Source organism: Sphingomonas sp. Leaf17, from assembly GCF_001421505.1.
Taxonomy (GTDB): Bacteria; Pseudomonadota; Alphaproteobacteria; order Sphingomonadales; family Sphingomonadaceae; genus Sphingomonas.
This window is the reverse complement of record NZ_LMKL01000006.1, coordinates 355,515-379,313: the sequence shown is the minus strand read 5'-3', so window position 1 is coordinate 379,313 and position 23,799 is coordinate 355,515. Positions and strand designations below refer to the sequence as shown.

Annotated in this window: 22 protein-coding genes; 6 read left to right on the top strand and 16 right to left on the bottom strand. The window is 69.0% G+C overall.

Going from position 1 to position 23,799, the window contains the following annotated elements; translation table 11 throughout:
* Nucleotides 1-38: 38 nt before the first annotated feature.
* The 10 genes from ASE75_RS10815 to ASE75_RS10770 form a co-directional block, all read right to left on the bottom strand.
* A complete protein-coding gene (locus ASE75_RS10815) occupies nt 39-416 on the bottom strand; it encodes an HK97 family phage prohead protease (protein WP_055933399.1) in 378 nt (125 codons plus the stop codon).
* 26 nt (nt 417-442) lie between these two features.
* Entirely contained in the window at nt 443-748 is a 306-nt protein-coding gene (locus ASE75_RS10810) for a DUF6127 family protein (RefSeq protein ID WP_055933185.1), read from the bottom strand.
* A complete protein-coding gene (locus tag ASE75_RS10805) occupies nt 745-1,854 on the bottom strand; it encodes a phage portal protein (protein WP_055933182.1) in 1,110 nt (369 codons plus the stop codon). The genes ASE75_RS10810 and ASE75_RS10805 overlap by 4 nt, the downstream gene beginning before the upstream one ends.
* Nucleotides 1,855-1,926: 72 nt before the next feature.
* Entirely contained in the window at nt 1,927-2,112 is a 186-nt protein-coding gene (locus ASE75_RS10800) for a hypothetical protein (protein WP_055933179.1), read from the bottom strand.
* Nucleotides 2,113-2,170: 58 nt separating this feature from the next.
* Entirely contained in the window at nt 2,171-2,647 is a 477-nt protein-coding gene (locus tag ASE75_RS10795; protein WP_235512647.1) for a hypothetical protein, read from the bottom strand.
* A 52-nt stretch (nt 2,648-2,699) separates the two neighbouring features.
* Complete coding sequence (locus tag ASE75_RS10790) at nt 2,700-3,998, bottom strand: DNA-packaging protein (RefSeq protein ID WP_055933173.1); 1,299 nt, start codon at nt 3,996-3,998, stop codon at nt 2,700-2,702.
* Nucleotides 3,995-4,477, bottom strand: coding sequence for a hypothetical protein (locus ASE75_RS10785; protein WP_156340385.1), 483 nt, complete (start codon nt 4,475-4,477; stop codon nt 3,995-3,997). The genes ASE75_RS10790 and ASE75_RS10785 overlap by 4 nt, the downstream gene beginning before the upstream one ends.
* Before the next feature lie 242 nt (nt 4,478-4,719).
* A complete protein-coding gene (dapF, locus tag ASE75_RS10780) occupies nt 4,720-5,661 on the bottom strand; it encodes a diaminopimelate epimerase (protein ID WP_055933396.1) in 942 nt (313 codons plus the stop codon).
* Nucleotides 5,662-5,758: 97 nt separating this feature from the next.
* Nucleotides 5,759-6,760 (bottom strand): GGDEF domain-containing protein, encoded by a 1,002-nt coding sequence (locus ASE75_RS10775; RefSeq protein ID WP_055933167.1) that lies wholly within the window; start codon nt 6,758-6,760, stop codon nt 5,759-5,761.
* A gap of 82 nt (nt 6,761-6,842) precedes the next feature.
* Nucleotides 6,843-7,841 carry a ligase-associated DNA damage response exonuclease gene (locus ASE75_RS10770; protein WP_055933164.1) on the bottom strand — a complete coding sequence of 333 codons (999 nt, stop codon included), beginning with the start codon at nt 7,839-7,841 and terminating at the stop codon, nt 6,843-6,845.
* Nucleotides 7,842-8,011: 170 nt separating this feature from the next.
* Here ASE75_RS10770 and ASE75_RS10765 point away from each other — a divergent pair, with 170 nt between their 5' ends.
* The gene (locus ASE75_RS10765; protein ID WP_082463918.1) at nt 8,012-10,447 is read left to right on the top strand and encodes a ligase-associated DNA damage response DEXH box helicase; all 2,436 of its coding nucleotides are present in this window, start codon (nt 8,012-8,014) and stop codon (nt 10,445-10,447) included.
* A gap of 77 nt (nt 10,448-10,524) precedes the next feature.
* On the top strand, nt 10,525-11,922 hold the full coding sequence (locus tag ASE75_RS10760) for a M20/M25/M40 family metallo-hydrolase (protein WP_055933161.1): 1,398 nt from the start codon (nt 10,525-10,527) through the stop codon (nt 11,920-11,922).
* A 112-nt stretch (nt 11,923-12,034) separates the two neighbouring features.
* On the opposite strand, the gene ASE75_RS10755 is transcribed toward ASE75_RS10760, so the two are convergent.
* Both ASE75_RS10755 and ASE75_RS10750 read right to left on the bottom strand, forming a co-directional pair.
* Nucleotides 12,035-12,442 (bottom strand): hypothetical protein, encoded by a 408-nt coding sequence (locus ASE75_RS10755; RefSeq protein WP_055933158.1) that lies wholly within the window; start codon nt 12,440-12,442, stop codon nt 12,035-12,037.
* Nucleotides 12,443-12,535: 93 nt separating this feature from the next.
* Nucleotides 12,536-14,422 (bottom strand): potassium transporter Kup, encoded by a 1,887-nt coding sequence (locus tag ASE75_RS10750; protein ID WP_235512658.1) that lies wholly within the window; start codon nt 14,420-14,422, stop codon nt 12,536-12,538.
* Nucleotides 14,423-14,643: 221 nt separating this feature from the next.
* Here ASE75_RS10750 and pdeM point away from each other — a divergent pair, with 221 nt between their 5' ends.
* Complete coding sequence (gene pdeM, locus ASE75_RS10745; protein ID WP_055933151.1) at nt 14,644-15,306, top strand: ligase-associated DNA damage response endonuclease PdeM; 663 nt, start codon at nt 14,644-14,646, stop codon at nt 15,304-15,306.
* A gap of 25 nt (nt 15,307-15,331) precedes the next feature.
* Here the strand turns inward: pdeM and msrA are convergent, their stop codons facing one another.
* The 4 genes from msrA to pabB all read right to left on the bottom strand — a co-directional run bounded on the left by msrA (nt 15,332) and on the right by pabB (nt 19,369).
* A complete protein-coding gene (msrA, locus tag ASE75_RS10740) occupies nt 15,332-15,997 on the bottom strand; it encodes a peptide-methionine (S)-S-oxide reductase MsrA (protein WP_082463917.1) in 666 nt (221 codons plus the stop codon).
* 40 nt (nt 15,998-16,037) lie between these two features.
* A complete protein-coding gene (locus ASE75_RS15755) occupies nt 16,038-16,181 on the bottom strand; it encodes a hypothetical protein (protein ID WP_200922346.1) in 144 nt (47 codons plus the stop codon).
* Between the two features lie 149 nt (nt 16,182-16,330).
* On the bottom strand, nt 16,331-17,530 hold the full coding sequence (locus ASE75_RS10735) for a pyridoxal phosphate-dependent aminotransferase (RefSeq protein ID WP_055933148.1): 1,200 nt from the start codon (nt 17,528-17,530) through the stop codon (nt 16,331-16,333).
* A 39-nt stretch (nt 17,531-17,569) separates the two neighbouring features.
* Nucleotides 17,570-19,369, bottom strand: coding sequence for an aminodeoxychorismate synthase component I (gene pabB, locus ASE75_RS10730; RefSeq protein WP_055933145.1), 1,800 nt, complete (start codon nt 19,367-19,369; stop codon nt 17,570-17,572).
* A 78-nt stretch (nt 19,370-19,447) separates the two neighbouring features.
* On the opposite strand from pabB, the gene ASE75_RS10725 reads away from it, so the two are divergent.
* The 3 genes from ASE75_RS10725 to pheT all read left to right on the top strand — a co-directional run bounded on the left by ASE75_RS10725 (nt 19,448) and on the right by pheT (nt 23,759).
* Nucleotides 19,448-20,149: an MBL fold metallo-hydrolase gene (locus ASE75_RS10725; RefSeq protein ID WP_055933141.1), complete on the top strand. Its 702-nt coding sequence runs from the start codon at nt 19,448-19,450 to the stop codon at nt 20,147-20,149.
* A 128-nt stretch (nt 20,150-20,277) separates the two neighbouring features.
* Nucleotides 20,278-21,396 carry a phenylalanine--tRNA ligase subunit alpha gene (gene pheS / locus ASE75_RS10720; RefSeq protein WP_055933138.1) on the top strand — a complete coding sequence of 373 codons (1,119 nt, stop codon included), beginning with the start codon at nt 20,278-20,280 and terminating at the stop codon, nt 21,394-21,396.
* Entirely contained in the window at nt 21,393-23,759 is a 2,367-nt protein-coding gene (gene pheT / locus ASE75_RS10715; protein WP_055933135.1) for a phenylalanine--tRNA ligase subunit beta, read from the top strand. Before pheS ends, pheT begins: the two co-directional genes overlap by 4 nt.
* Nucleotides 23,760-23,799: the final 40 nt, after the last annotated feature.

Sequence of the window (23,799 nt, the reverse complement as noted above, 5' to 3'; positions counted from 1 at the left end):
CTGCGCACGCAGGAACCCAGGGCCACGCAATGGTACCCTCACGGATCGGCCGCAGCCCCCACGAAATCCACCCGCGCGCGCCTCTGCATCGGCACCGCCACCAGACTGACCTCGACCAGATCGACCGCGACCAATTCCCGCCGCGCGCCCTGCCGCACGGCCCGCGCCCGGTATCCGACCGACAACCCGGTCAGTCCCCCCGACCGCACCAGTGCCGCCACGCGGGCGTCATCGACCCGCCCCTCCACCCGCAAGCCGCACGCGTCCGATTCAATCGCCGTGATCGCCCCCACCGCCGCGCCGCCATGCTGCCACAGCAACGGCACCGCCCCCACGTCCCCGAACGCCCCCGCCCGGAACACGTCACCCGCCCGGTCGACCACCCCGAACACCGCCGCATAGCCCCCGAACGCCACGCTCCCTCCCACACTCCCCCCCACGCTCACCGCAGCCACTCGGCAAAGCCCAGCTTCATCGCCAGTCCCGCCAGCAGCACCGCGCCCGCCACCCGCGCGACCCAGGCGAACCCCGCCTTCCACGCCGACCGCTTCGCATCGCGCCACGCCGCCAGCAGGTCGCGCAACTCCGCCATGTCGCGCTGCGCCGCATCGTCGGCCAGCCCCAGCCGCGTCAGCGCCCGCGTCGCCCCCAGCTCGCCCGCATCCTCGACGATCGCGCGCAGCGTCATCAGGTCCGCGCCCTTTGCCGCCCCTTGCGCCATCAACTGCGCCAATACCGCCCCGCTCATGCCATATCCCCCAACCCGACCATCCGCCGCTTCTCCGCGACACTCAGGAAATCTGCGCCCGACACCGCCGCCCACAACCGCTCGCGATCCTCGGCCAGCGCCGGCACACGATCCAGATCGACCGACAGCGCGGCGTGCCGGAACCACCCCCGCAACGCCTGCTCCAGCCCCGCCAGGATCGTCCCCGCCAGCGGCAGGATCGCCAGCCGCCACAGCGCGCGGTTCGCCTCGCGGTAATTCGCATGGGTCGAATCGCCGGGCAGCCCCAGCAGCATCGGCGGCACCCCGAACGCCAGCGCGATCTCGCGCGCCGCCGCCGCCTTCAGCCCGACAAAGTCCATGTCGGCCGGCGACAGGCTCAGCGCCTGCCATTTCAGGCCGCCCTGCAACAGCATCGGCCGCCCGGCATTCATCGCACCCGCAAAGCTCGCGTCCATCTCCGCCTGCAACTGCGCCTGCTGGTCCGCGCTCAGCACCGATCCGTCACCCGGATCATAGACCAGCGCACCGCTGGGTCGCGCGGCATTGTCCAGCAGCGCCTTGTGCCAGCGCGCCGACGCATTGTGGATCGCCACCGCTCCCGCCGCCGCGCCCAGGCACCCGAGACCATAATGGTCATCAAGCGGGTGAAAGGTCTTCAGATGCACCACATCGGGTCGCGGCCCATCCGCGGTCAGCCGCGTCACCCGCTCCCCCACCCGGTAGCGATACGCCGCCGGCCACCCGCCCGCATCCGCCTCGACCGCAACCCGCTCGGGGCGCAGGGCGAACAGCTCGACCACGTTTCCGTCGCCATCGCGCAACATCTGCACATAGGCATTGCCGTGCAGCAGCATCTGCGCCGCCACCGTCTCCAGCAACGCCTGCCCGCCAGACCGCGCCGCCACCAGCGCCCCCAGCGCCGGGTCCGACGCCGTCACCGGCACCGCCCCCACCCCTTCCGCCACCAGCTTCACCGCGCGCTGGGCGACGGCATTGCGCGCATACCCCTCGCGCACCTGCGCCTCGTAACTCAGCGGCCACTCCCCACCGCCGAAAACGACGCCCCCACGCGCCAAGGCCGGACGCGATCCCTCGCGCCCGGCCCACCTGCCGAACCATTTCATGTGATATCCCCCAAACGCAAAAAGCCCCGCCGAAGCGGGGCTTTTCAGATGCTTATTGTCGTAGCTCGCCGATCAGCAGCAGGCAGCGCGCCTGGTTTCATGCGAAAACAGCGTACCATCATCCTGACCCGGTGCCGGCTTGGACACGACAGCACGAACCGTCCGGTTTGCCATCCATGCGGCAAACCGTGTTTCGTGGCGGTCTTTCGATCCCAGCATCAGTTCGATCTGCTGGTCACGGTTCAACGGGGCGGTCATGCTTTGCTCCACATGCGTGGTGTAACGTCTTCAATCATCTGCGCGACAGGGTGGTTCCCTACCGTCGGTCCATCATCCAGATATGCCGACCATTATATTGGTCCGCCTTACCAGCAATGAACCCCTGTGCCCGCAACATCGCGCATATTCGATCAAACTTCGTTAAAGCCGCACGCGGCAAGTGCGCCGTATGCGTGGTCATGCTTACAAGATTGGGTCTGGCTTCGTCAATCAAGGTGCCGATGCAGGAAAGAACGACGCTCAACACCTGCTTGCGCAAGGTGGCGTCTGTCAGGAACCCGCGCGTTTCCCGGCCATCCCAACAGGCATGGACCGTAGATTCGTCGGTTGCCGCAACGACGATGTTGAAAACCAGTTCATATCCCGGAACGTCCGCATACCCGATCAGCGGCGACAGTGCGACGAACACCGAATAGACCATGCCAAGATCATCGTCATAGCCGATCGGCACACGAATGATGAACTCGCCATCCCCTTTCAGGATGTCGAGCAGAATTTCACCAGTCAGATCCATCGCCGATACGAACATAATGGCAACATATCATTCGGATGGCTGCTGGCAACCCTCACAACACCCGCACCGAAGGCCCGACCCGCGCCGCCCCCAGCATCACCTCCGTCATCGCCCAGACCAGCGCATCCGCCCGGTCCGGCGAACGTCCCGGCCCCTCATATCCACCCCCGCATACCAGCCCGCACAATTCGTCTTCCAGCGCGGGAAACGCCCCGACGTGAAACGCGCGCCCCGCCTCGTACAGCGTCGCCACCGGCTCGGCTCGCGCAGACTTCCCGCGCGTCGCATGGACCAGCCGCAGCGACAGGCCCGCATCCGCCGCGCGCAGCACGCTGCCGACCATCGCGCCGCCCTGGTTCGCCTCCGCCACCACCTTGTCCGCGCCGTGCCGCGCGGCGCACGCGACCACCGCCCGCGCCCAGCCTTCGGGCGTCATCCCGGCAACGCTCGCATCCTCCAGCACATAGGCTTTCCCGTCGCGTCCCCGCGCCACCGCGACGATCCCGCAGGCATCGCCACCGACGCCGGCGGGCGGATCGACGCCAACGACCACCCGCGCCACATCCGGCACCGACCGCACCCGGCACGCCTCCAGCGCACCGCGCGTCCACAAGGCACCGGCCACCTCCTCGATCAGCTCGCCGTCCAGCTCCTGCCGTCCCAGCCGCGTGCCCCCGTACGCCGCCGTCACCGCCGCCACGAACGCGGCGGGCAGCATGCGATTGTCCGCCGTCCGCCCGGTCACCACCACGGTATCCGCCCCGTCCCGCAACGCCTTCACCAAGGCGGTCGGGCGCGGCGTCGTCGTCACCAGCGCGCGCGGCCGCGCCCCCAGCCGCAAACCCATCGCCAGCGTGTCCCACGTCCCTTGCGGATACGCCCATTTGGCCAGCTCGTCGCACCACGCGACATGATGTTGCGGCCCGCGCAGGCTTTCCGGATTTTCCCCCGAATAGACGAACGCCTGCGCGCCCGACCGCCACACCAGCCGCCCGCGTGACGGTTCCCAGCGCGGCCGCGTCGCCAGTGGCGAGATCGCCAGCAGCCCGCTTTCCCCCTCGACCATCACCGCGCGCGCCTCCGCCCGCGTCGCGCCCACCAGCGCGATCCGCAACGACCCGTCCGCCTCGGCCAGCCCACGCACCCATTCCGCCCCGGCCCGCGTCTTGCCGAAACCCCGCCCCGCCAGCATCAGCCACACCCGCCAGTCGCTGCCCGCCGGTGGCAACTGGCGCGGATCGGCCCAGAACGGCCAGTCCGCCAGCACCGCCCGCCAGTCGCGCGGTTGCTGAACCCAGCCACGGGCGGCGGCGGCATCGCGCGCCAATACCCGCGCACGCGACCCGCTCATTCCGCATCCCCGGCATCCGGTTCAGCCAGCCGATCGAGCCGCCGCACCACCTCGGCCCGCGCCTCGTCATCGGTCATCTGGCTCGCATCGGACGGCGACCCCACCGCCGCCCGGCCGTAAATCTCCGGTCGCCGCCCACGCAGCACGAACATCCCCAGCGTGTCGGAATAGGTCTTCACGCTCCCCACCACGCCGCCGCGATAGAACACTGCCCGCTCGGTCCCGTGCTTGGCCCGGTGGATCAGCGCATCCTCCAGCGCGTCCAGCGCCTCGGCCACCGCCGCATCCCATTGCTCGGCAAAGGCGGCATGACCCGCCCGATACTTGTACAATCCGGACGTCCCCAGTCCCGCCTCACGCGCCGCCCGTGCCACATTCGCCGTCTCGCGCAGCACCGCCAGAAACCGCACCCGCCGCACCGCCGCCGACGGCGTCTTCGCGCCCGTTGCCGGTTTGCCCCCGGTTTTCCGCTGTTTCACCACCGCCATCGCCCGCCCCCAAACGACGATCGGGCCAGCGACCCTGCGCCCCGGGGTCTCCCCCGAACAGCGCCGTCACCAGCCCGACCCGCAATTCCTCATCGTTCCTGATATGTACCGAATCAGCGTGACGATGTCAAGCACAAATAACCAAATAGGATATTTATTTTCGGTACGGGGAGGGGGCTACCGGCAAAGCCGATGGTGGAGGGGCAGGGCCACACATCCGCCGCTAGCCGAAATCACCCAGCGACCCGCTTCGCCGCCTCCCAGGCCGCAACCTCATCGGGATACCGCGCCGTCACCACCAGGCCGAAGGCAACCCTGGTCGCCAGATCGACCTCGACCGACCCGGCCCACTCGAATGTCGCGTTGCCGCAGATCGTCACGACACCGTCAGCATCCGCCTGCGCCCGCACCAGCCCGCCGCGATTGAACACCACCGTCTCGCGGTCGGTCGGAATCCGCCCGGTCAGGCAGGCGGCGTGGGTCGACGCGGCCATCGCGCTGCCGCAGCTGTCGGTCAGGCCCACCCCGCGCTCGAACGTCCGCACGAACAGATCCCCACCCCGAACCTCGACAAACGACACGTTTGCCCGGTTCGGCAACCAGTCCGGCGCGCCCTCGCAAATCGTCCCGATCCGCACCAGCTCGGCCTCGTCGACCGTATCGACGAACGCCACCAGATGCGGGTTCGGCATCGCGACGGCGGTAAACCGGATCGTGTCGGACAGGGCAGGGACCACCCCCTCGATCAACCGATCCGTCCTGATCCGCATCGGCCAGGCGGTCACATCCATCCCCGCCGGCCCCGCCGTCTCGCGCACGGTATAGACCCCGGGTGCCAGGTCGGGATCATGCGCCGCGAACGCCGACGACGTCTTCAGCCGCACCTGCGCCTGGTCGATCCCCAGCGCGGCGAACCCGGCCCGCGCGACACAGCGCACGCCGTTCAGGCACGTCTCCGCCTCGCTCCCGTCCGAATTGCGCATGACCATGCCGAATGCGTGGACTTCGTCGCCGGCGGTCAGCAGCAGCAACCCGTCACCGCCAACCGGCCCCGCCCGGTCGGCCAGCGCCCGCGCGACGACGGCCCATTCGGCCTCGTCCAGCGCGATATCCCGCGCGTCGATCAACGGGAAATCATTGCCCGACCCATGACATTTGACGATTTCGAACCGCATCCGCCTCACCATTTCCTGACCCGCACCGGGCATAGGCGCATCGCCATGCACCCCCCGCGCGCCGGCCGCAATCGTCCGGCGAGCGGGCAGGGGGCCGTCAGCGCGCCGCCAATCCGATCACCGCCGGTTCGGCCAGCACCAGCCCGCGCCCGCGCGCCTTGGCCGCGCGCAACAGATCCTCGGCCGCCGCGATCACCAGCCCCGCCGCGCGCGACCGCGACGCCGCCACGCCGGCCGAAAATCCGATCGTCCCGATCTCGGTATCATCCTCGAACAGCTTCAGCCGGCGCGCAGCCAGCGCCTGCCGCACCGCATCGACGATCCGCCCGCCCTCGCTCGCCGACAGCCCCGCGAACAGGATCAGGAAGCCGTCGCCGCCCCACCGCGCCACGGGATGCGGCGCGCATTGCTCGCGCAGCATGTGCGCCACCGCCACCAGCACCCGGTCGCCGACCGCCTCGCCATGCGCCGCGTTCAGCGCGCGGAACCGGTCGATCCCGACGATCGCGACCGAATATGCCCCATCCCTGGCCGATGCCTCGCCCGGCATCGCCGCCAACCGCCGTTCCATCGCCGCCCGGTTGAGCAAGCCGGTCAACCGGTCATGCGCGGCATCGTCACGCGCCACGTTCAGTTCGTCGCGCAGGGTCTGCACCTGCCGGCTGGCCGCCGCCATGCTCGCCTCGGCCTGCGCGGTGCGCTCGATCATCGCCGCCACGATCAACTCGATGCTCGGTGCGTCGGGGGCCAGCATCGACGCGGTCGCCATCACCAGTTCCTGGTTCAGCGCGCCGGTCGCCTCGACCGCGTCGGTGATGATGGTCAGGAACCGCAGCGCCAGATGATCGAGCTTCGGCGTGGCCGCCGCCTGCGGTCCATCGTCCGGCCCCGCCCGCTCGGCCAGCAACGCCACCTGTTCGGTCGTGATCCGAACCCCGTCGTCGGTGATCCGCGACACCGCGTCGCGAAACGCGCTATCGTCGCCGAACAGGAACCGGTGCGCGAACGCATAATGCGCGGGGCCGTGATCCAGCCGGTGATCGTCGAGAAACTGCAAGACGCGGTGACCGACCGACGGGTCCTGGCGGGATGAAGGCATGGCCGGACCCTATGACGATTTTAGGCCGCCGCGCGATCCCAAAAATGCACGGAAATGGACGCAAAAGCGCGGGGCGTTCTGGTTAATCGTCCTCGTCCTCGAACCCCACCAGCGCCAGCGCGCGCGCCTTGATCTGGCGCGTCATGCACCAGTGGACCAGCGCCTCCTCGCGCCCATGCGTCACCCACACTTCCTTGGGCGCGATCTCGCTGAGCGTCGTGGTCAGCTCGTCCCAGTCGGCATGGTCGGACAGGATCAGCGGCAGTTCGATGTTCTTCTGCCGCGCCCGCCCCCGCACCCGCATCCAGCCGCTGGCCATCGCGGTGATCGGGTCGGGCAGGCGGCGCGACCAGCGGTCGTTCAACGCGCCCGGCGGCGCGATCACGACATGGCCGGCGATCTCCGCCTTCGCCACGCCGGTCGCCGGCCGCAACTCGCCCAGCCGCACGCCGTGCTCCTCGTACAGGTCGCACAACCGCTGCAACGCGCCGTGGATATAGATCGGCGCGTCATGGCCCCGCGCCCGCAACTCGGCGATCACCCGCTGCGCCTTGCCCAGCGCATAGGCGCCGACCAGCACGCAACGATCCGGGTTGGCGCGCACCGCCTGGATCAGCTTGTCGATCTCGTCGCCCGTTTCCGGGTGGCGGAACACCGGCAGGCCGAACGTCGCTTCGGTCACGAACACGTCGCATTTCACCGGCTGGAACGGGGTACAGGTCGGGTCCGCCCGCCGCTTGTAGTCACCCGACACCACCACCCGCTCGCCGCGATAATCCAGCACGATCTGCGCCGACCCCAGCACATGCCCGGCCGGCACGAAACCGACCTCGACCTCCCCCATCCGGATCGTCTCGCCATACGCCACGGGAATGCCCGCCTGCGGCCCGTACCGCGCGTCCATGATCGCCAGTGTTTCGGGCGTCGCCCACACCGCCCCATGCCCGCCCCGCGCATGGTCGGCATGACCATGCGTCACCAGCGCGCGCGGGGTCGGTTCCGACGGATCGACCCACGCATCGGCGGGTTTCACATGGATTCCATGCGGATGCGGTTCGATCCAGTCGCCGAGCTTTGCCATCGTTCCTATATGGCCCGGATGCAGCGATGTTCCATCCCGGCCGTCAACGGACTCGCCCCTTCTGCCGTTTCCCCGCGCAGGCGGGGATCCAGGACCCAGCAAGACCACACCCGGCGGTCCGCTCAACCCTGGCCCCCCGCCTGCGCGGGGGAACGGCCAGGCCGGGCATCATGACGGCGACCACGATTCACGCCGGCCCCCGCGCCCTCCCCAAACCCCTGACCGACTGGTTCGAGGCGCGCGGCTGGTCCCCGCGCAGCCACCAGACCGCGATGCTGGCGCAGGCCCGCGCCGGCCGCCACGCGCTGCTCGTCGCCACCACCGGGGCGGGCAAGACGCTCGCCGGCTTCCTCCCCACGCTGGCCGACCTGATCGAGCATCCGACCGACGGCCTGCACACGCTCTACGTCTCGCCGCTGAAGGCGCTGGCGGTCGACGTGCAGCGCAACGTCCTGACCCCGGTCGCCGAGATGGGGATCGACATCCGCGTCGAGACCCGCACCGGCGACACCCCCAGCGACCGCAAGGCGCGCCAGCGCGTGAAGCCGCCGCAGGTCCTGCTGACCACGCCCGAATCGCTGTCGCTGCTGCTCAGCTACCCCGACGCCGCGACGATGTTCGCGGGCCTTCGCACAATCATCGTCGATGAGGTCCATGCGTTCGCCACCGGCAAGCGTGGCGATCTCCTGTCGCTCTGCATGGCCCGGCTCCAGCGCCTGTCGCCCGGCCTTCGCCGCGTCGCCCTGTCGGCGACGGTCGCCGATACCGACGGCTACCGCGCCTGGCTCGCGCCCGATGGCGATATCGACCAGGTGGCGCTCGTCCACGGCCAGCCCGGCGCGGACCCGACCATCGCCATCCTGCTGCCCGACGGCCGGGTGCCGTGGTCGGGCCATTCGGGCCGGTACGCCGCCGAACAGGTGATGGCGCAGATCGCCGCGCACCGCACCACCATCGTCTTCTGCAACACCCGCAGCCTCGCCGAGCTGATCTTTCAGGACCTCTGGAAGGCCAACACCGGAAACCTGCCGATCGGCGTCCATCACGGCAGCCTGTCGAAAGAGGCGCGGCAGAAGGTCGAGGGTGCGATGGCCGACGGCCACCTGCGCGCGCTGGTCGCCACCGCCAGCCTCGATCTCGGCGTCGACTGGGGCGATGTCGATTGCGTGATCCAGATGGGCGCGCCCAAGGGATCGTCGCGCCTGCTCCAGCGGATCGGCCGCGCCAACCACCGGCTGGATGAGGCATCGGAGGCGATCGTCGTCCCCGGCAACCGCTTCGAATATCTCGAAGCGCGCGCGGCCCTCGACGCGGTCGAGGCGGGCGAACTCGACCCCGACCTGTTCCGCAAAGGCGCGCTCGACGTGCTGGCCCAGCACGTCATGGCCTGTGCCTGCGCCGGGCCGTTCGTGCAGGGCGACCTGCTCGACGAGGTCCGCTCCGCGCTCCCCTATTCGGCGCTCGATGCCGAGACGTTCGACCGCGTCCTCCATTTCATCAGCGACGGCGGCTACAGCCTCAAGGCCTATGACCGGTTCAAGCGGCTGGCGCGGGATCCCGACGGCCGCTGGCGGCTCGCCCACCCCCGCTTCGCGCTGCAACACCGCCTGAACGCCGGCATCATCGTCGAGGCGACGATGCTTGGCGTCCGCTTCAAGAACGGCCGCACGCTCGGCCGGGTGGAGGAGGGGTTCGCAGCCCAACTCTCGATCGGCGACAGCTTCTTCTTTGCGGGCCTAAGCCTGGAGGTCCAGTCGATCACGCTGGAGGACGTGCTGGTCCGCGCCAGCAGCAAGCCCGCGCGCATCCCGACCTATGGCGGCAGCCGGATGCCGCTGTCGACCAACCTCGCCGACCGCGTTCGCGGCTTCCTCTCGCAGCCGACCGAATGGCATCGCTTTCCGCCCGACGTCCGCGACTGGCTGGAAATGCAGGCCAACCGCTCGGTCATGCCGCGTCCCGGCCAGCTGCTGGTCGAAACCTTCCCGCGCGAGGGGCGGCACTACATGGTCGCCTATAGTTTCGAGGGGTGGAACGCGCACCAGTCGCTCGGCATGCTCATAACCCGGCGGATGGAGACATTGGGGCTGAAACCGGTCGGCTTCGTCGCCAACGACTATGCGCTCGCCTGTTACGGGTTGGAGAAAATAACCGATCCCGCCGCGCTGTTCTCGCCCGACATCCTCGAACATGAATTCGTCGACTGGGTCCAGCAGTCGCACCTGCTGAAACGCGCGTTCCGCGAAGTCGCGGTCATCGGCGGGCTGGTCGAGCGCCAGCATCCCGGCAAGCGCAAGACCGGCAAGCAGGTCACGTTTTCCACCGACCTGATCTACGACGTCCTGCGCAAATACGAACCCGGCCACCTGCTCCTGCAGGCCGCATGGGACGACGCCCGCGCGCGCATGACCGATGTCGGCCGCCTCGCCGGCCTGCTCGACCGCGCCCGCGACACCATGCTCCACGTTGATCTCGACCGCGTGACTCCGCTCGCGGTCCCGGTCCTGACCCTCATCGGGCGGGAGAAGGTGACGACAACCCACGGCGACGACGCCCTGCTGATCGAGGCCGAGGCGATGATCGCCGACGCCATGCGCCCCGATTGATCGCGCGCCCGTAACCGGTTGCGCCACCGGGCAATAGCCGCTCTAGTCGCGACAGAAACAAACGGGGGAGAGCGAAAATGCGGCTGGCGACAGGATTATTGGCGGCGGCGCTCGCCCTCGTGCCGCAGATGACCGCCGCGCAAGGCCGCCCCGACCAGAAGGCGTTCTTCGGCCTGTACAAGCAACTGGTCGAGACCAACACCACCCTGTCGGCGGGCAGCTGCACCCAGGCCGCAGCGCAGATCGCCACCCGTCTGAAGGCCGCCGGTTTCCGCGATGCCGACATCACCCCATTCTCGGTCCCCGACCACCCGAAGGAGGGCGGCCTCGTCGCGATCCTGAAGGGCAGCGACGCAAGCCTCAAGCCGATGCTCCTGCTCGGCCATCTCGACGTGGTCGAGGCGAAGCGCGAGGACTGGGCGCGCGATCCGTTCACGCTGGTCGAGGAGGACGGATATTATTACGCGCGCGGCAGTGTCGACGACAAGGCGATGTCGGCGATCTGGGCCGACACGCTGATCCGCTTCAGACAGGCCGGCACCACGCCGAAGCGCACCGTGAAACTGGCGCTGACCTGCGGCGAGGAGACGACCTTCGCCTGGAACGGGGCCGAATGGCTGGCAAAGAACCGCCCCGACCTGATCGCCGCCGATTTCGTGCTGAACGAGGGCGGCGGCGGCCGGATCGACGACAGCGGCAAGCGGCAACTGCTCGCGATCCAGGTCGGGGAGAAGGCAGCACAGAACTACACCTTCGCCACGACCAATCCCGGCGGCCACAGTTCGCAACCGATCCCGGCCAACGCGATCTACGAACTGGCCGACGCGATCGAAGCGGTGCGCGCCTATCAGTTCCCGGTCGCCTTCACCGACACCACCCGCGCCTTTTTCACCGCCAGCGGAAAGGCGACGCCCGGCGTCGGCGGCGACGCGATCCGCCGTCTGCTGGCCAACCCCGCCGATGCGGACGCGGCGGCGATCGTCAGCAGCGACAAGGCGATGAACGCCACACTCCGGACCACCTGCGTGGCCACGCTGGTCAATGCCGGTCATGCCGAAAACGCGCTGCCGCAACGCGCGACCGCCAACATCAACTGCCGGATATTTCCCGGCGAGACCGTCGACGGCACGCTCGCCCAATTGCAGAAGCTGGCCGGCGAAAAGGTGACGGTCACCGCCAACCAGCCGGTCCGTCCCACCGCCGTCCCGCCGCCGCTCGACCCGCGCATCTTGGGGCCGGCAAAGGCGATCGCGGCCCGGCATTTCCCCGGCGTGCCCATGCTGCCGATGATGTCGACGGGGGCCACCGACGGCATCTTCTTCCAGACGATCGGCATCCCCGTCTACGGTGTGCCCGGTATCTTCATCGACAAGGATCTCGGCGGCATCCATGGCGTCAACGAACGCATCCGCGTTACCTCGCTCTACGACGGCCGCGACTATCTCTATGATCTGGTGAAAGCGTACGCGGGATAGCCCCACGCCCCCGTCACCCTCGTCAGCGCGAGGGTGACGGGGGAGGTATCGTCAGCTTTGCCCCCCCCCCCCCGTTCCGTTCGTTTCGGGCGAAATCGAGAAACCGACCCCGCTACCGCGCCGCGCCCAACCGGCTTCCCGCCGCGGTCATCGCGCCACCGGCCGCCTGCAACTCGCCGCTGCACCGTGTCAGGTCGGATCGGCTGTCCGCCGACACCGCCGTCGCCGCGCGCGCCAGCGCCGCGCTCAGCTCGATCGTCGGATTGCGCCCGACCAGCTTGCCGTAAAAGAACAACGACCCCAACTTCGCCGCCTGCGCGGTCTGCGCATTGGTCGCCGACACCAGCATCGCGAACGCCGCCAGGCAGCGCGCGTCTGATTCCTCGGCCGACGGCGTCGCGACCGGTGCGGGAAGCGGCGCGGGCGTGGCCGGAGCCGGGGTGGCCATCGGGGCAGGGGTGGCCGGCACCGCAGTCTGCGGCATCGTCAGGACAAGCGCGGCAAGCAGGACCGAGACCATGACAGCTCCAACAACATCAGGGGACCGGGACCGTTACCGATCCGCCCGCCGCTGTCCAGCGAACGCAGGAGCACACGTTCCGCGGCAACCCCCTCACACCGTGACCTGTTCGCCCAGTTCGACCACCTTGCCCGGCGGAATCCGCAGGAAATCGGTCGGGTCGCTCGCGTTGCGCTGCAAAAACATGAACAGCCGGTCCTGCCACAGCGGCATGCCCTGATCGCTGTCGGGCTTCAGCGTGTTGCGGCCGATGAAGTACGACGTCTTCATCGGATCCAGCCCCAGCTTCGCCCGCGCCTGCCGCAGGCCCAGGTCGCGCGGCACGTCGGGCGATTCCATGAAGCCATAGGTCAGCACGACGGAGGAGAAATTGTCGTCGATCCGCTCCAGCTGCACGCGCTTCTCATCCGCCACCACCGGCCGGTCGGCGGTCCGCACCGACACGATCAGGTTGCGTTCGTGCAGCACCTTGTTGTGCTTCAGGTTGTGGAGCAGCGCGCCCGGCGTCGCCAGCGGGTTGGCGGTCAGGAAGACCGCCGTGCCGCTCACCCGCTCCGGCGGACGCTTGGCCAGCGCCGCGGCCAGATCGGCCAGCGGAATGCTCTGCCGCCGCTCGAACGCTGCGACGATGCCGCGCCCGCGCACCCAGGTATAGATCAGCAGGCCGATCGCGGCGGCGACCACCAGCGGCACCCAGCCACCCTCGATCACGCGCAGGATGTTGGCGCCGAAGAAAATCAGGTCCAGCGTCAGGAACGGCAGGATGACCCCCAGCGCCAGCGGCCGCGACCAGTTCCAGCGATGGCGGACGACCAGATAGGCGAGGCACGTCGTCACCACCATCGTGCCGGTCACCGCGATGCCGTACGCGGCGGCCATCGCCGACGACGTCTTGAACTGCACCACCAGCACCAGCACGCCGACCAGCAGCAGCCAGTTGATCGTCGGGACATAGATCTGCCCGGCATAGGCGGCGGACGTCTGGCGGATCTTCATGCGCGGCAACAGGCCCAGCTGCACCGCCTGCTGCGTCACCGAAAACGCGCCGGTGATGACCGCCTGGCTGGCGATCACGGTCGCCATGCCCGCCAGGATGACCAGCATCGGCCGCAGCGAATCCGGGGCCATCAGGAAGAACCAGTCCTGATTCTCGAACGGGACGCCCGCCGCCGCCGCCTGTTCCAGCCGCGCCAGCGCGAACGCGCCCTGTCCGAGATAGTTGAGCGCAAGCGCCGGAAACACCAGGGCGAACCAGCCGATGCGGATTGGCAGCTTGCCGAAATGCCCCATGTCGGCGGTCAGCGCCTCCGCACCCGTCACGGTCAGGAACACCGCCCCCAGGACGAACAGCCCGGTCACGCCGTGGGTGCCGAGGAACATGACCCCGTAATATGGCGAAAACACGCGCAGGATCGAAAGCTCGTCGGCGATATGCCACGCGCCAAGCCCGCCGATCGCCAGAAACCACAGGATGCAGACGGGACCGAACAGCTTGGATACCAGCGCGGTCCCGTGCGACTGGATGAAGAACAGGCCGATCAGGATCATGATCGTCACCAGCCGGACGACATGTTCGTCGAACACCGCCGCCGCGCCGGGAATCGTGCGCAGGCCCTCCATCGCCGACAGCACCGACAGCGCGGGCGTGATGATCGCGTCGCCATAGAACAGCGCCGCGCCCGCAGCCCCCAGCACGATCGCCACGCGCGACCGCACCCCGATCGCCCGCCGCGCCAGCGCCGCCAGCGCCAGCACGCCGCCTTCGCCCTGATTGTCCGCGCGCATCAGGAACACGACGTATTTCAGCGTGACGACCAGCAGCAGCGACCAGAGCGCCAGGCTCAGCACGCCCAGAATCTCGGACGGGTCGATCCCGTCGGCCGCCGACTGGCCCAGCGCCTCGCGAAATGCGTACAGCGGGCTGGTGCCGATATCGCCGAACACGACGCCGATCGCGCCGATCGTCAGCGCGACGACCATCGGATGGGGCACGGTGTCGGCCGCCGATCCAGGGTTCCGGGATTTGGGGTCTGGGGACGGCGACATGGTGACGCGTGATATTCCCGACAGGAGGACGCCCCGCGAACAGGACGGCGCGCTGTACGCCCATGGCGCGGGCAGGCAAGGGGTTTTCGTGAACGCGGCGTGGATGGCGGGATCAGGTCGCTTGATTGATGCCGCCCACCGCGTCATGGCGGGCCATGGTTCCCTTTTCGTTCGGCGGACATGCCCTGTATGCGCTGGCTGGCGGCGCGGTCTTCTGGCCCGCCCGCCGCGCGCTGCTGGTCGCCGACCTGCATTTTGAAAAGGCCAGCTGGTTCGCGCGCTTCGGCCAGATGCTCCCGCCCTATGACTCGCTGGCCACGCTGACCGACCTGACCGCGCTGGTTGCCGCCACCGACGCGCACGAGGTCTGGTGCCTCGGCGACAGCTTCCACGATGCGCAAGGGGGCGAGCGTCTGCCCGACACGGCGCAGGCCATGCTCGCCGCGCTGACCGGTCGCGCCCGCTGGACCTGGATCACCGGCAACCACGATCCCGTCATTCCCGATCGCTGCGGCGGCACCGTGGTCGAGGAGGTCGAGGTCGACGGGCTGGTCCTGCGCCACGAGGCCACACCCGCTGACACCCGGTACGAACTGTCCGGCCATTTCCACCCGAAACTGCGCCTGCGCGTCCGCGGCAAGCAAGTCGCCCGCCGCTGCTTCATCGCCACCCCGACCAAGCTGATCCTGCCCGCCTTCGGATCCCTGACCGGCGGCCTCGACGCCACCCACCCCGAGATCAGCCGCGCTGTCGGGGCCGGAGCCGAGGCCCTGATCCCGGTCGAAAACCGGATGCTGCGCTTCCCGCTGGCGGCTTGACGACCCGCCCCCTGGCGGAGCGTCGCTACCGTGCGATAGTCGGAAACGCCGCCCTGAACGCCGCGACCTTCGGCTTGTCCCATGTCACGATATACGGGTGCGACGGGTTCCGGTCATAGAAATTCTGGTGATAGGCCTCGGCCGGATAGAACGTCGCCTGCTCGATCTTGGTCGCGATCGGCTTCCCGAACGCGCGGGTCGCGCCAAGCTGCGCGATGTAGCGGGCCGCGACCGCCTTCTGCTCGGGGCCTTGGGCGAAGATCGCCGAGCGATAGCTGGGGCCGTTGTCGGGGCGCTGGCCGTTCACCTGCGTCGGATCGTGCGCGACCGAGAAATACACGCGCAGCAACGTCGCATAGCTGACCTGTGCCGGGTCGTAGACGATACGGATCGCCTCGGCATGGCCGGTCCGTTCGGTCGACACCGCGTCATAGGTCGCGGTCTGCGCGGTGCCGCCGGCATAGCCGGCGGTGACCGACTTCACGCCCTTCACCCGCTCGAACACCGCCTCCATGCCCCAGAAGCAGCCACCCGCCAGCACGGCGGTCTGGGTCGCGCCGGTGCGCGGCACGTCGATCGCGGCGGCGGGGATGACGACCGCCTTCTCCGCCTTCTCCGCGCTGGCGACGCCCGACAGGGCGGCAGCGGCGGCGATCGCGGCCAGGGATAAAGTGGTGATGGCTGTTTTCATGGCATCGAGATGGGGCCGCGCTGGCCCCACGCCAAGGGGGTCAGCGGACCGGTGCGGTCACGGCCACCGGCTGGTCGAATCCTCGCGACGCTTCGGCCGGCTGCAACGCGAACAGGCCCACCGTGCCCAGCGCGAAGCCGCCGACGAAGCGCCACAGAAAGCTGGAGGTGATGAGCGCACGCATGGTTCAGGATCCCTTGTCGATATCGGTCGCCGCCCACGCGGTCGCCCGATGAAAACCAGCCGCCGCCGGACCAATTCCAGCGACGGTGTGTCGATATAGCAGCTACGGATTAACCGGCGATTGGGACGCCGTTCATACCGCCGTAAGCATCACCGCAGCGCGGCGCACGCGGTCTGGATGCGGGTGCAGGCTTCCTTCAGCAGCGCGTCCGACGTGGCGTAGCTGATCCGCATGGCGGGCGAGAGGCCGAACGCCGATCCCTGGACGGCCGCGACCTTCGCATCGTCGAGCAGATAGGTGACGAACGCATCGTCGCTGTCGATCCGCTTGCCCGCCGGTGTCGACTTGCCGATCAGCCCGGCAACCGACGGATAGACGTAGAACGCCCCCTCCGGCATCGGACATTCCACGCCGTCGATGGCGTTCAGCATCGCCACCACCATGTCGCGACGCACCTGGAACGCGGCATTGCGGTCGGCCAGGAACGACTGGTCGCCGTTCAGCGCGGCGGTGGCGGCGGCCTGCGCGATCGAACAGGGGTTGGACGTCGACTGCGACTGCAATTTCGCCATCGCCTTGATGAGCCACGCCGCGCCGCCGGCATAGCCGATCCGCCAGCCGGTCATCGCATAGGCCTTGGAACAGCCGTTCACCGTCAGCGTCCGCTCGGCCAGATCGGGGCAGACCTGCGCGATCGTCGCGAAGCGAAACCCGTCATAGACGATGTGTTCGTACATATCGTCGGCGAAGATCCAGACATGCGGATGCCGCGCCAGCACGTCGCCCAGCGCCTTCAGTTCCTCGACGGTATAGCCCGCGCCGGTCGGGTTCGACGGCGAGTTCAGGATCACCCACTTTGTCTTCGGCGTGATCGCCGCGTCGAGCGCCTCCGGGGCCAGCTTGTAACCGACCTCCGGCCCCGCCTTCACGATCACCGGCACACCGCCCGCGAACTGCACGACATCCGGGTAGCTGACCCAATAGGGCGCAGGGATCACGACCTCGTCGCCCGCATCAAGCGTCGCGACCATCGCGTTGAACAGCGTATGCTTGCCGCCGACATTGACGCTGATCTGGTCCGCGCCGAAGGTCAGGCCGTTGTCGCGCGCGAACTTCGCCGCGATCGCCGCCTTCAATTCGGGCGTGCCGTCGACATTGGTGTACTTGGTCTTGCCGTCGCGGATCGCCTGGATCGCGGCTTCCTTCACGAAATCAGGCGTGTCGAAATCCGGCTCGCCCGCGCCCAGCCCGATCACGTCGACGCCCGCGCGCTTCAGCTCCATCACCCGGCTGGTGATGGCAAGGGTCGGCGACGGGCTGATGCGGCCAAGGGCAGCGGATGGGTGCATGACGGATCGGGCCTTATACGAAAAGAAGCGCGGGCGGGCCTATACGCGCAACGTCGTCGGTGCCGCAACCGCCAGAACCGCCGGAATCAATCCGCGCAGGGCATTGCCGATATAGAATTCGCGTGTGAGGTCGTCGGGCGTCAACACCCCCTCGACCGCGCGCCCATCCTCCAGCATCGCCCCGCGCAGAACGCCGGGCAGCAGCGCAGCCAGCGGCGGCGTGACCAGAACCCCGTCGCGTGCCACGAACACCGACGTGAAGCTGCCCTCGGTCAACCGCCCGTCGGGATCGACGAACACCACCTCGTCGGTGCCAGCCGCCGCCCGTGCCGCGTCGTAGAAGGCGCGGTCGCTGGTCTTGTGCCGCAGCCGCACGTCGCTTGGGGCAACCGGCAGTGGCACGACCGCGACGGTGGCCGGCCCGTCGAATGCCGGCGGCATCGGTCCGACCTCGATCGCGATGGCCCCGCCCGCGCTGGCCAGCACCCGGACGCGGGCGGGCGCGCGCAACCGGAAAGTCGCGGCCTGCAATTCGTTGCGCACACCGTGGCGGTCGAACGCGAAGCCAAGGGCCGTCGCGCTTCCCCGCATCCGCTCCAGATGCCGTTCCAGCAGCGGCAGGCCCAACAGCGGATCGAACGCCATCGTCTCGATCAGGTCGAACGCGCGCGCGCCGGCGGTCAGGAAATCGCCCTTGGCCGCGCATTCGTCCCACTCGGCATCGGCGTCCGAGTCGGCGACGATGCCCGATCCGACACCGAACGCCGCATCGGCCTCCCCGTCGCGGATCGTCAGCGTCCGGATCGCGACGTTGAACGCGGCGTCGCCCCCTGCGTCGATCCGCCCGATCGACCCGGTGTACACGGCCCGCGCGCGCGCCTCGATGTCGCCGATCGCCTGCATCGCCCGGATCTTCGGCGCGCCGGTGATCGACCCGCACGGGAACAGCGCGGCGATGACGTCGACCGTGTCGCGCTCGTCGGCAAGGGTCGCGGTCACCGTCGACACCATCTGGTGCACCGTCGGATAGGTTTCGACCGCGAACAACTGCGGCACCGCGACGCTGCCGGCGCGCGCGACCCGCGACAGGTCGTTGCGCATCAGGTCGACGATCATCAGGTTTTCCGCGCGCTGCTTGGCATCGCCCCGCAACGCGGCGATCGCGGCGGCATCCCCCGCCGCCGTCTCGCCGCGCCGGGCCGTCCCCTTCATCGGCCGGCAGGTCAGCGTCGCGCCGTCCCGCGCGAAGAACAGCTCGGGCGAGAACGACAGCAGCGTGTGCGTCCCCGTCGCCACGACCGCGCCATAGCCTGCCGCCGCACCCGTCCGCACCCGCGCATACACCGCCAGCGGATCGCCCGAAAACGGCACCCGCGCGGCGTAGGTCAGGTTCGCCTGATACAGGTCGCCCGCCGCGATCAGCGCCTGCACGGCGGCCAGCCGGTCGCCATAGGTCGCCCGGTCGATCGCCGGTTCCGGCGCGCCGATCCATGCCCCCGCCGGATCGGGCAGCCATGCCGGCACGTCGTCGATCGCGGTCCAGTCGGTGAACAAGCCGAACCACAGCAACGGCACGTCGTCCGACCGGGCTGCGCCAAGCACCGGCTCGAACGCCGCGCCCGCGTCATAGGACAGGAACCCTGCCGCGTGCAGCCCGGCGCGCGTCGCCGCACGAATCGCGTCCAGCGCCGGCGCGACCGCGTCCGTCGTCCACGCCTCGATCACGCGCCCGGGTGTGCGATACAGCCGCGCCGGCGTCCCGTCGGCGGAGTCCAGCAGCACGAATGGCGCGGCTGCGGCTGCGGCTGGGGGTGGGGGCAGGGGAGAGAAATCGGCCATCCGTGCCGAAATCGCGACCTTTGCGCTTCGGGGCAAGCGGAGATTGCCGGACACGTCGATGCCGCCTATTTCCGGGGGATGGCCAATCCTCCCCAGAATCCCCCGCCCCAGAACCCACCGCCCCAGAACCCACCGCTGCGCGTCATGATCGTGCCCGTCACCCCGTTGCAGCAGAATTGCACCGTCATCTGGTGCACCGCGACGATGAAGGCGGCGGTGATCGACCCCGGCGGCGACCTACCCAAAATCCGCGCCGCCATCGCGCAGGCCGGCGTCACCGTCGAACAGGTGTTGCTGACCCACGGTCATATCGACCATGCGGGCGAGGCCAAGCCGCTGGCCGAGGAACTGGGCGTGCCGATCGTCGGCCCGAACGAGGCGGACCGTTTCTGGCTTGCGCGGCTGGACGAGGATGGTCGCAACTACGGCATTCGCGGCGTCGTGTTCGAACCCGACCGCTGGCTGGTCGAGGGTGACACCGTGCAGGTCGGCGACCTGACCCTCGACGTGTACGAGACGCCCGGCCACACGCCGGGCCATGTCGTGTTCCACCATCCGCCCTCGAACCTCGCGCTGGTCGGCGACGTGCTGTTCCAGGGATCGGTCGGCCGCACCGACTTTCCGTTGAGCAATCATCAGGATCTGATCGCGTCGGTCCTGACCAAGCTCTGGCCGATGGGCGACGCCACCACCTTCATCCCCGGCCACGGCCCCGCCAGCACCTTCGCCCACGAACGCCAGCACAACATGTTCGTCAGCGACCGCGCGCTCGCGGCGTAGGCGGGCAGCCCGCCCCCACCTCCCGTCATTGCTTCGCGTGCGCTGGCAATGACGGGCGCGCGCCGCCCGACTTTGCACACGCCGCGCAAGGCCCTACAGGCCATCGCCTGATCAGGAAAACGGACTCCATGACCGAACTCGATACCATGCGCGACCACATGCTCGCGGCCATCGCCGCCTCGGCCAGTCTCGACGCGCTCGACACGGTGCGGGTCGACGCGCTCGGCAAGCAGGGGCGCATCACCCAGTTGCTCAAGACGCTCGGCAAGATGTCGCCCGACGAGCGGCAGGTGCAGGGGCCGCGGATCCAGGCGCTGCGCGAGACCGTCGCCAGCGCGATCGCCACGCGCAAGGCCGAGCTGGAACGCGCCGACCTCGACGCGCGCCTCGCCAGCGAAACGCTCGACATGACGCTGCCGGTCGAGCCGGCGCTGGTGGGCACGATCCACCCGGTGTCGCAGGTGATGGACGAACTGGCGGAAATCTTCGCCGACTTGGGCTTCGCGGTCGCGACGGGGCCGGAGATCGAGGACGACTGGCATAACTTCACCGCATTGAACATTCCCGAAAGCCACCCGGCCCGGGCGATGCACGATACATTTTACTGCGAGCCGCAGCCGGACGGCGACGGCAGCTATGCCGATGGCGTGGCGCGCAAGATGTTGCTGCGCACGCACACGTCGCCCGTGCAGATCCGCACGATGCTGACGCAGAAGCCGCCGATCCGCATCATCGCGCCGGGCCGCACCTATCGCTCCGACAGCGACGCCACCCACACGCCGATGTTCCATCAGGTCGAGGGCCTGGTGATCGACAAGGGCATCACGCTCGGCCATCTGAAATGGACGCTCGAAACCTTCCTGAAGGCGTTCTTCGAGCGCGACGACATCACGCTGCGCCTGCGCCCGAGCTATTTCCCCTTCACCGAACCCTCGGCGGAGGTCGATGTCGGCTACACCATGGTCAAGGGCAAGCGCGTCATCGGCGGTGGCCCCGATTCGGACGGTGGCGGCTGGATGGAGGTGCTCGGCTCGGGCATGGTCCACCCGAAGGTCATCGCCGCGTGCGGCCTTGATCCGGCCGAATATCAGGGCTTCGCGTTCGGCTGCGGCATCGACCGTCTGGCGATGCTGAAATACGGCATGGACGATCTGCGCGCCTTCTTCGACGGCGATATCCGCTGGCTGAAGCATTACGGCTTTTCCGCGCTCGACGTCCCCACGCTGTCCGGAGGAGTCGGCGCATGAAGTTCACCATCGGCTGGCTCCGCGAGCATCTCGACACCGACGCCACGCTCGACCAGATCGTGGAAGGGTTGACCCGCATCGGCCTGGAGGTCGAGGGCGTCGAGAATCCCGGCGAGAAACTGTCGGCATTCCGCGTCGCGAAGGTGCTGAGCGCCGAACGCCACCCGCAGGCCGACAAGCTGCAGGTGCTGTCGGTCGACGCCGGAAACGGTCCGCTTCAGGTCGTCTGCGGCGCGCCCAACGCCCGCGCAGGAATGGTCGGCGTGTTCGGTGCGCCGGGGGCCTACGTTCCCGGCCTCGACGTGACGCTGAAGGTCGCGGCGATCCGCGGCGTCGAATCCAACGGCATGATGTGTTCGACGCGTGAACTGCAACTGGGCGAGGATCATGACGGGATTATCGAACTGCCCGCCGACGCCCCCGTCGGCACGCCCTATCCCGACTATGCCGGGCTGAACGATCCGGTCATCGACGTGAGCATCACGCCGAACCGTCAGGACTGCATGGGCGTGCGCGGCATCGCCCGCGATCTTGCCGCCGCCGGTCTCGGCACACTCCTGCCGATCACCGTGCCCGTGATCGCCGGCGAAGGCCCGGCGCCCGACATCGCGACGCTCGACCCCGCCGGCTGCCCCGCCTTCTTCGCGCAGACCGTGCGCGGCGTCACCAACGGCGAATCGCCCGACTGGCTGCGCCGCCGCCTGATCGCGATCGGCCAGAAGCCGATTTCGACTTTGGTCGACATCACCAACTACATCATGTTCGACCTCGGCCGTCCGCTGCACGTCTATGACATGGCGAAGCTGTCGGGCGGCCTCGTCGCGCGCAAGGCGGTGGCGGGCGAACAGGTCGTCGCGCTCAACGGCCGGACCTACACGCTGGCCGACACGATGACGGTCATCGCCGATGATGTGGCCGTGCACGACATCGGCGGCATCATGGGCGGCGAGCATTCTGGCGTGTCGGCGGACACGACCGACGTGCTGATCGAGTGCGCCTATTTCGATCCCGACCACATCGCCCGCACCGGCCAGGCGCTGACGCTGACCAGCGACGCGCGCACCCGGTTCGAGCGCGGCGTCGACCCCGCCTTCCTTGCCGACGGCCTCGCCATCGCGACCGGCGTGGTGGTCGCACTGTGTGGCGGCACCCCGAGTGTCGCAAAAACCGCCGGAGAAGCCCCACAGGCCGTCCACTTCGTCGATTACGATCCTCACCATGCCGAAACCCTCGGCGGGCTTGTGGTGGCCCCTGAGCGGCAAAAGGCGATTCTGGAGTCACTCGGCTTCACGGTCGGCGACGACTGGCGGGTCGGCGTGCCCAGCTGGCGGCGCGATATCGACGGCAGCGCCGACATCGTTGAGGAGGTGATCCGGATCGAGGGGATCGACGCGGTCCTGCCCGTGCCGTTGCCGCGCGCACCCGGCGTCGCCCGCCCGACCGCGACGCCCGACCAGCTGCTCGAACGCCGCGTCCGCCGTGCGGCCGCCGCGCGCGGGCTGAACGAGGCGGTGACGTGGAGCTTCCTGTCACGGCCCCAAGCCGACGTGTTCGGCGGCGGCGCATGGACGCTGGCCAACCCGATCAGCGAAGACCTGAAGGTCATGCGCCCGTCGTTGCTCCCCGGCCTGCTGGCCGCGACCGAGCGCAACCTGAAGCGCGGGGCGGGCGCGATCCGCCTGTTCGAGCTTGGCCGCCGCTATCTGGCCGATGCAGAGCGCCCGACGCTGGGCGTGATCCTGGCCGGCGAGAAGCGCCCGCGCGGCTGGCGGGCCGGCAAGGCGACCGCCTTCGACGCCTATGACGCCAAGGCCGAGGCGCTGGCCCTGCTCGCCGCCGCCGGCGCGCCGGTCGACAATCTGGCGGTGATGGGGGAGGCAGGGGCCGCCTGGCATCCCGGCCAGTCCGGCACGCTGCGGCTGGGGCCGAAGACCGTGCTCGCCGCGTTCGGCATGATCCACCCCAGGGTCCTCAAGGCGTTCGACCTTGATGGCGCGGTCGCCGGTGTCGAACTCTATCTCGACGCGCTGCCGGCCAGGCGCGGCTCGACCGGCTTCATGCGCCCGGCCTATGCGCCACCCGCGCTTCAGGCCGTCCGCCGCGACTTCGCCTTTTTGGTACCGACCACGCTGCCGGCCGAAACGCTGGTCCGTGCAGTGCGCGGTGCCGACAAGGCGGCGATCGTCGCCGCCCGCGTCTTCGACGTGTTCGCCGGCACTGGCGTCGAACCCGGTCACCAGTCGGTCGCGGTCGAAATCATCCTGCAACCCACCGGCGCCAGTTTCACCGACGACCAGCTGAAGGCGATCGCCGACAAGGTGGTCATCGCGGCGGCGAAGCAGGGCGCGGTGTTGCGGGGCTAGGCTCCCCCTGTTCCCCGGCGAAGGCCGGGGTCCAGTCGGG

What these genes read in the sequence shown, in the direction of transcription:
- ASE75_RS10810 (WP_055933185.1), bottom strand. Translation starts at nt 748, where the DNA reads ATGAGCGGGGCGGTATTGGCGCAGTTGATGGCGCAAGGGGCGGCAAAG.
- pheS (WP_055933138.1), top strand. Translation starts at nt 20,278, where the DNA reads ATGACCGAACTCGATACCATGCGCGACCACATGCTCGCGGCCATCGCC.
- ASE75_RS10800 (WP_055933179.1), bottom strand. Translation starts at nt 2,112, where the DNA reads ATGACCGCCCCGTTGAACCGTGACCAGCAGATCGAACTGATGCTGGGA.
- pheT (WP_055933135.1), top strand. Translation starts at nt 21,393, where the DNA reads ATGAAGTTCACCATCGGCTGGCTCCGCGAGCATCTCGACACCGACGCC.
- pdeM (WP_055933151.1), top strand. Translation starts at nt 14,644, where the DNA reads ATGGTTCCCTTTTCGTTCGGCGGACATGCCCTGTATGCGCTGGCTGGC.
- ASE75_RS10750 (WP_235512658.1), bottom strand. Translation starts at nt 14,422, where the DNA reads ATGGTCGTCGCGCTGACGATCGGCGCGATCGGCGTCGTGTTCGGCGAT.
- dapF (WP_055933396.1), bottom strand. Translation starts at nt 5,661, where the DNA reads ATGCGGTTCGAAATCGTCAAATGTCATGGGTCGGGCAATGATTTCCCG.
- ASE75_RS10725 (WP_055933141.1), top strand. Translation starts at nt 19,448, where the DNA reads ATGGCCAATCCTCCCCAGAATCCCCCGCCCCAGAACCCACCGCCCCAG.
- ASE75_RS10735 (WP_055933148.1), bottom strand. Translation starts at nt 17,530, where the DNA reads ATGCACCCATCCGCTGCCCTTGGCCGCATCAGCCCGTCGCCGACCCTT.
- ASE75_RS10795 (WP_235512647.1), bottom strand. Translation starts at nt 2,647, where the DNA reads ATGGATCTGACTGGTGAAATTCTGCTCGACATCCTGAAAGGGGATGGC.
- ASE75_RS10775 (WP_055933167.1), bottom strand. Translation starts at nt 6,760, where the DNA reads ATGCCTTCATCCCGCCAGGACCCGTCGGTCGGTCACCGCGTCTTGCAG.
- msrA (WP_082463917.1), bottom strand. Translation starts at nt 15,997, where the DNA reads ATGAAAACAGCCATCACCACTTTATCCCTGGCCGCGATCGCCGCCGCT.
- ASE75_RS10770 (WP_055933164.1), bottom strand. Translation starts at nt 7,841, where the DNA reads ATGGCAAAGCTCGGCGACTGGATCGAACCGCATCCGCATGGAATCCAT.
- ASE75_RS10755 (WP_055933158.1), bottom strand. Translation starts at nt 12,442, where the DNA reads ATGGTCTCGGTCCTGCTTGCCGCGCTTGTCCTGACGATGCCGCAGACT.
- ASE75_RS15755 (WP_200922346.1), bottom strand. Translation starts at nt 16,181, where the DNA reads ATGCGTGCGCTCATCACCTCCAGCTTTCTGTGGCGCTTCGTCGGCGGC.
- pabB (WP_055933145.1), bottom strand. Translation starts at nt 19,369, where the DNA reads ATGGCCGATTTCTCTCCCCTGCCCCCACCCCCAGCCGCAGCCGCAGCC.
- ASE75_RS10805 (WP_055933182.1), bottom strand. Translation starts at nt 1,854, where the DNA reads ATGAAATGGTTCGGCAGGTGGGCCGGGCGCGAGGGATCGCGTCCGGCC.
- ASE75_RS10790 (WP_055933173.1), bottom strand. Translation starts at nt 3,998, where the DNA reads ATGAGCGGGTCGCGTGCGCGGGTATTGGCGCGCGATGCCGCCGCCGCC.
- ASE75_RS10760 (WP_055933161.1), top strand. Translation starts at nt 10,525, where the DNA reads ATGCGGCTGGCGACAGGATTATTGGCGGCGGCGCTCGCCCTCGTGCCG.
- ASE75_RS10765 (WP_082463918.1), top strand. Translation starts at nt 8,012, where the DNA reads ATGACGGCGACCACGATTCACGCCGGCCCCCGCGCCCTCCCCAAACCC.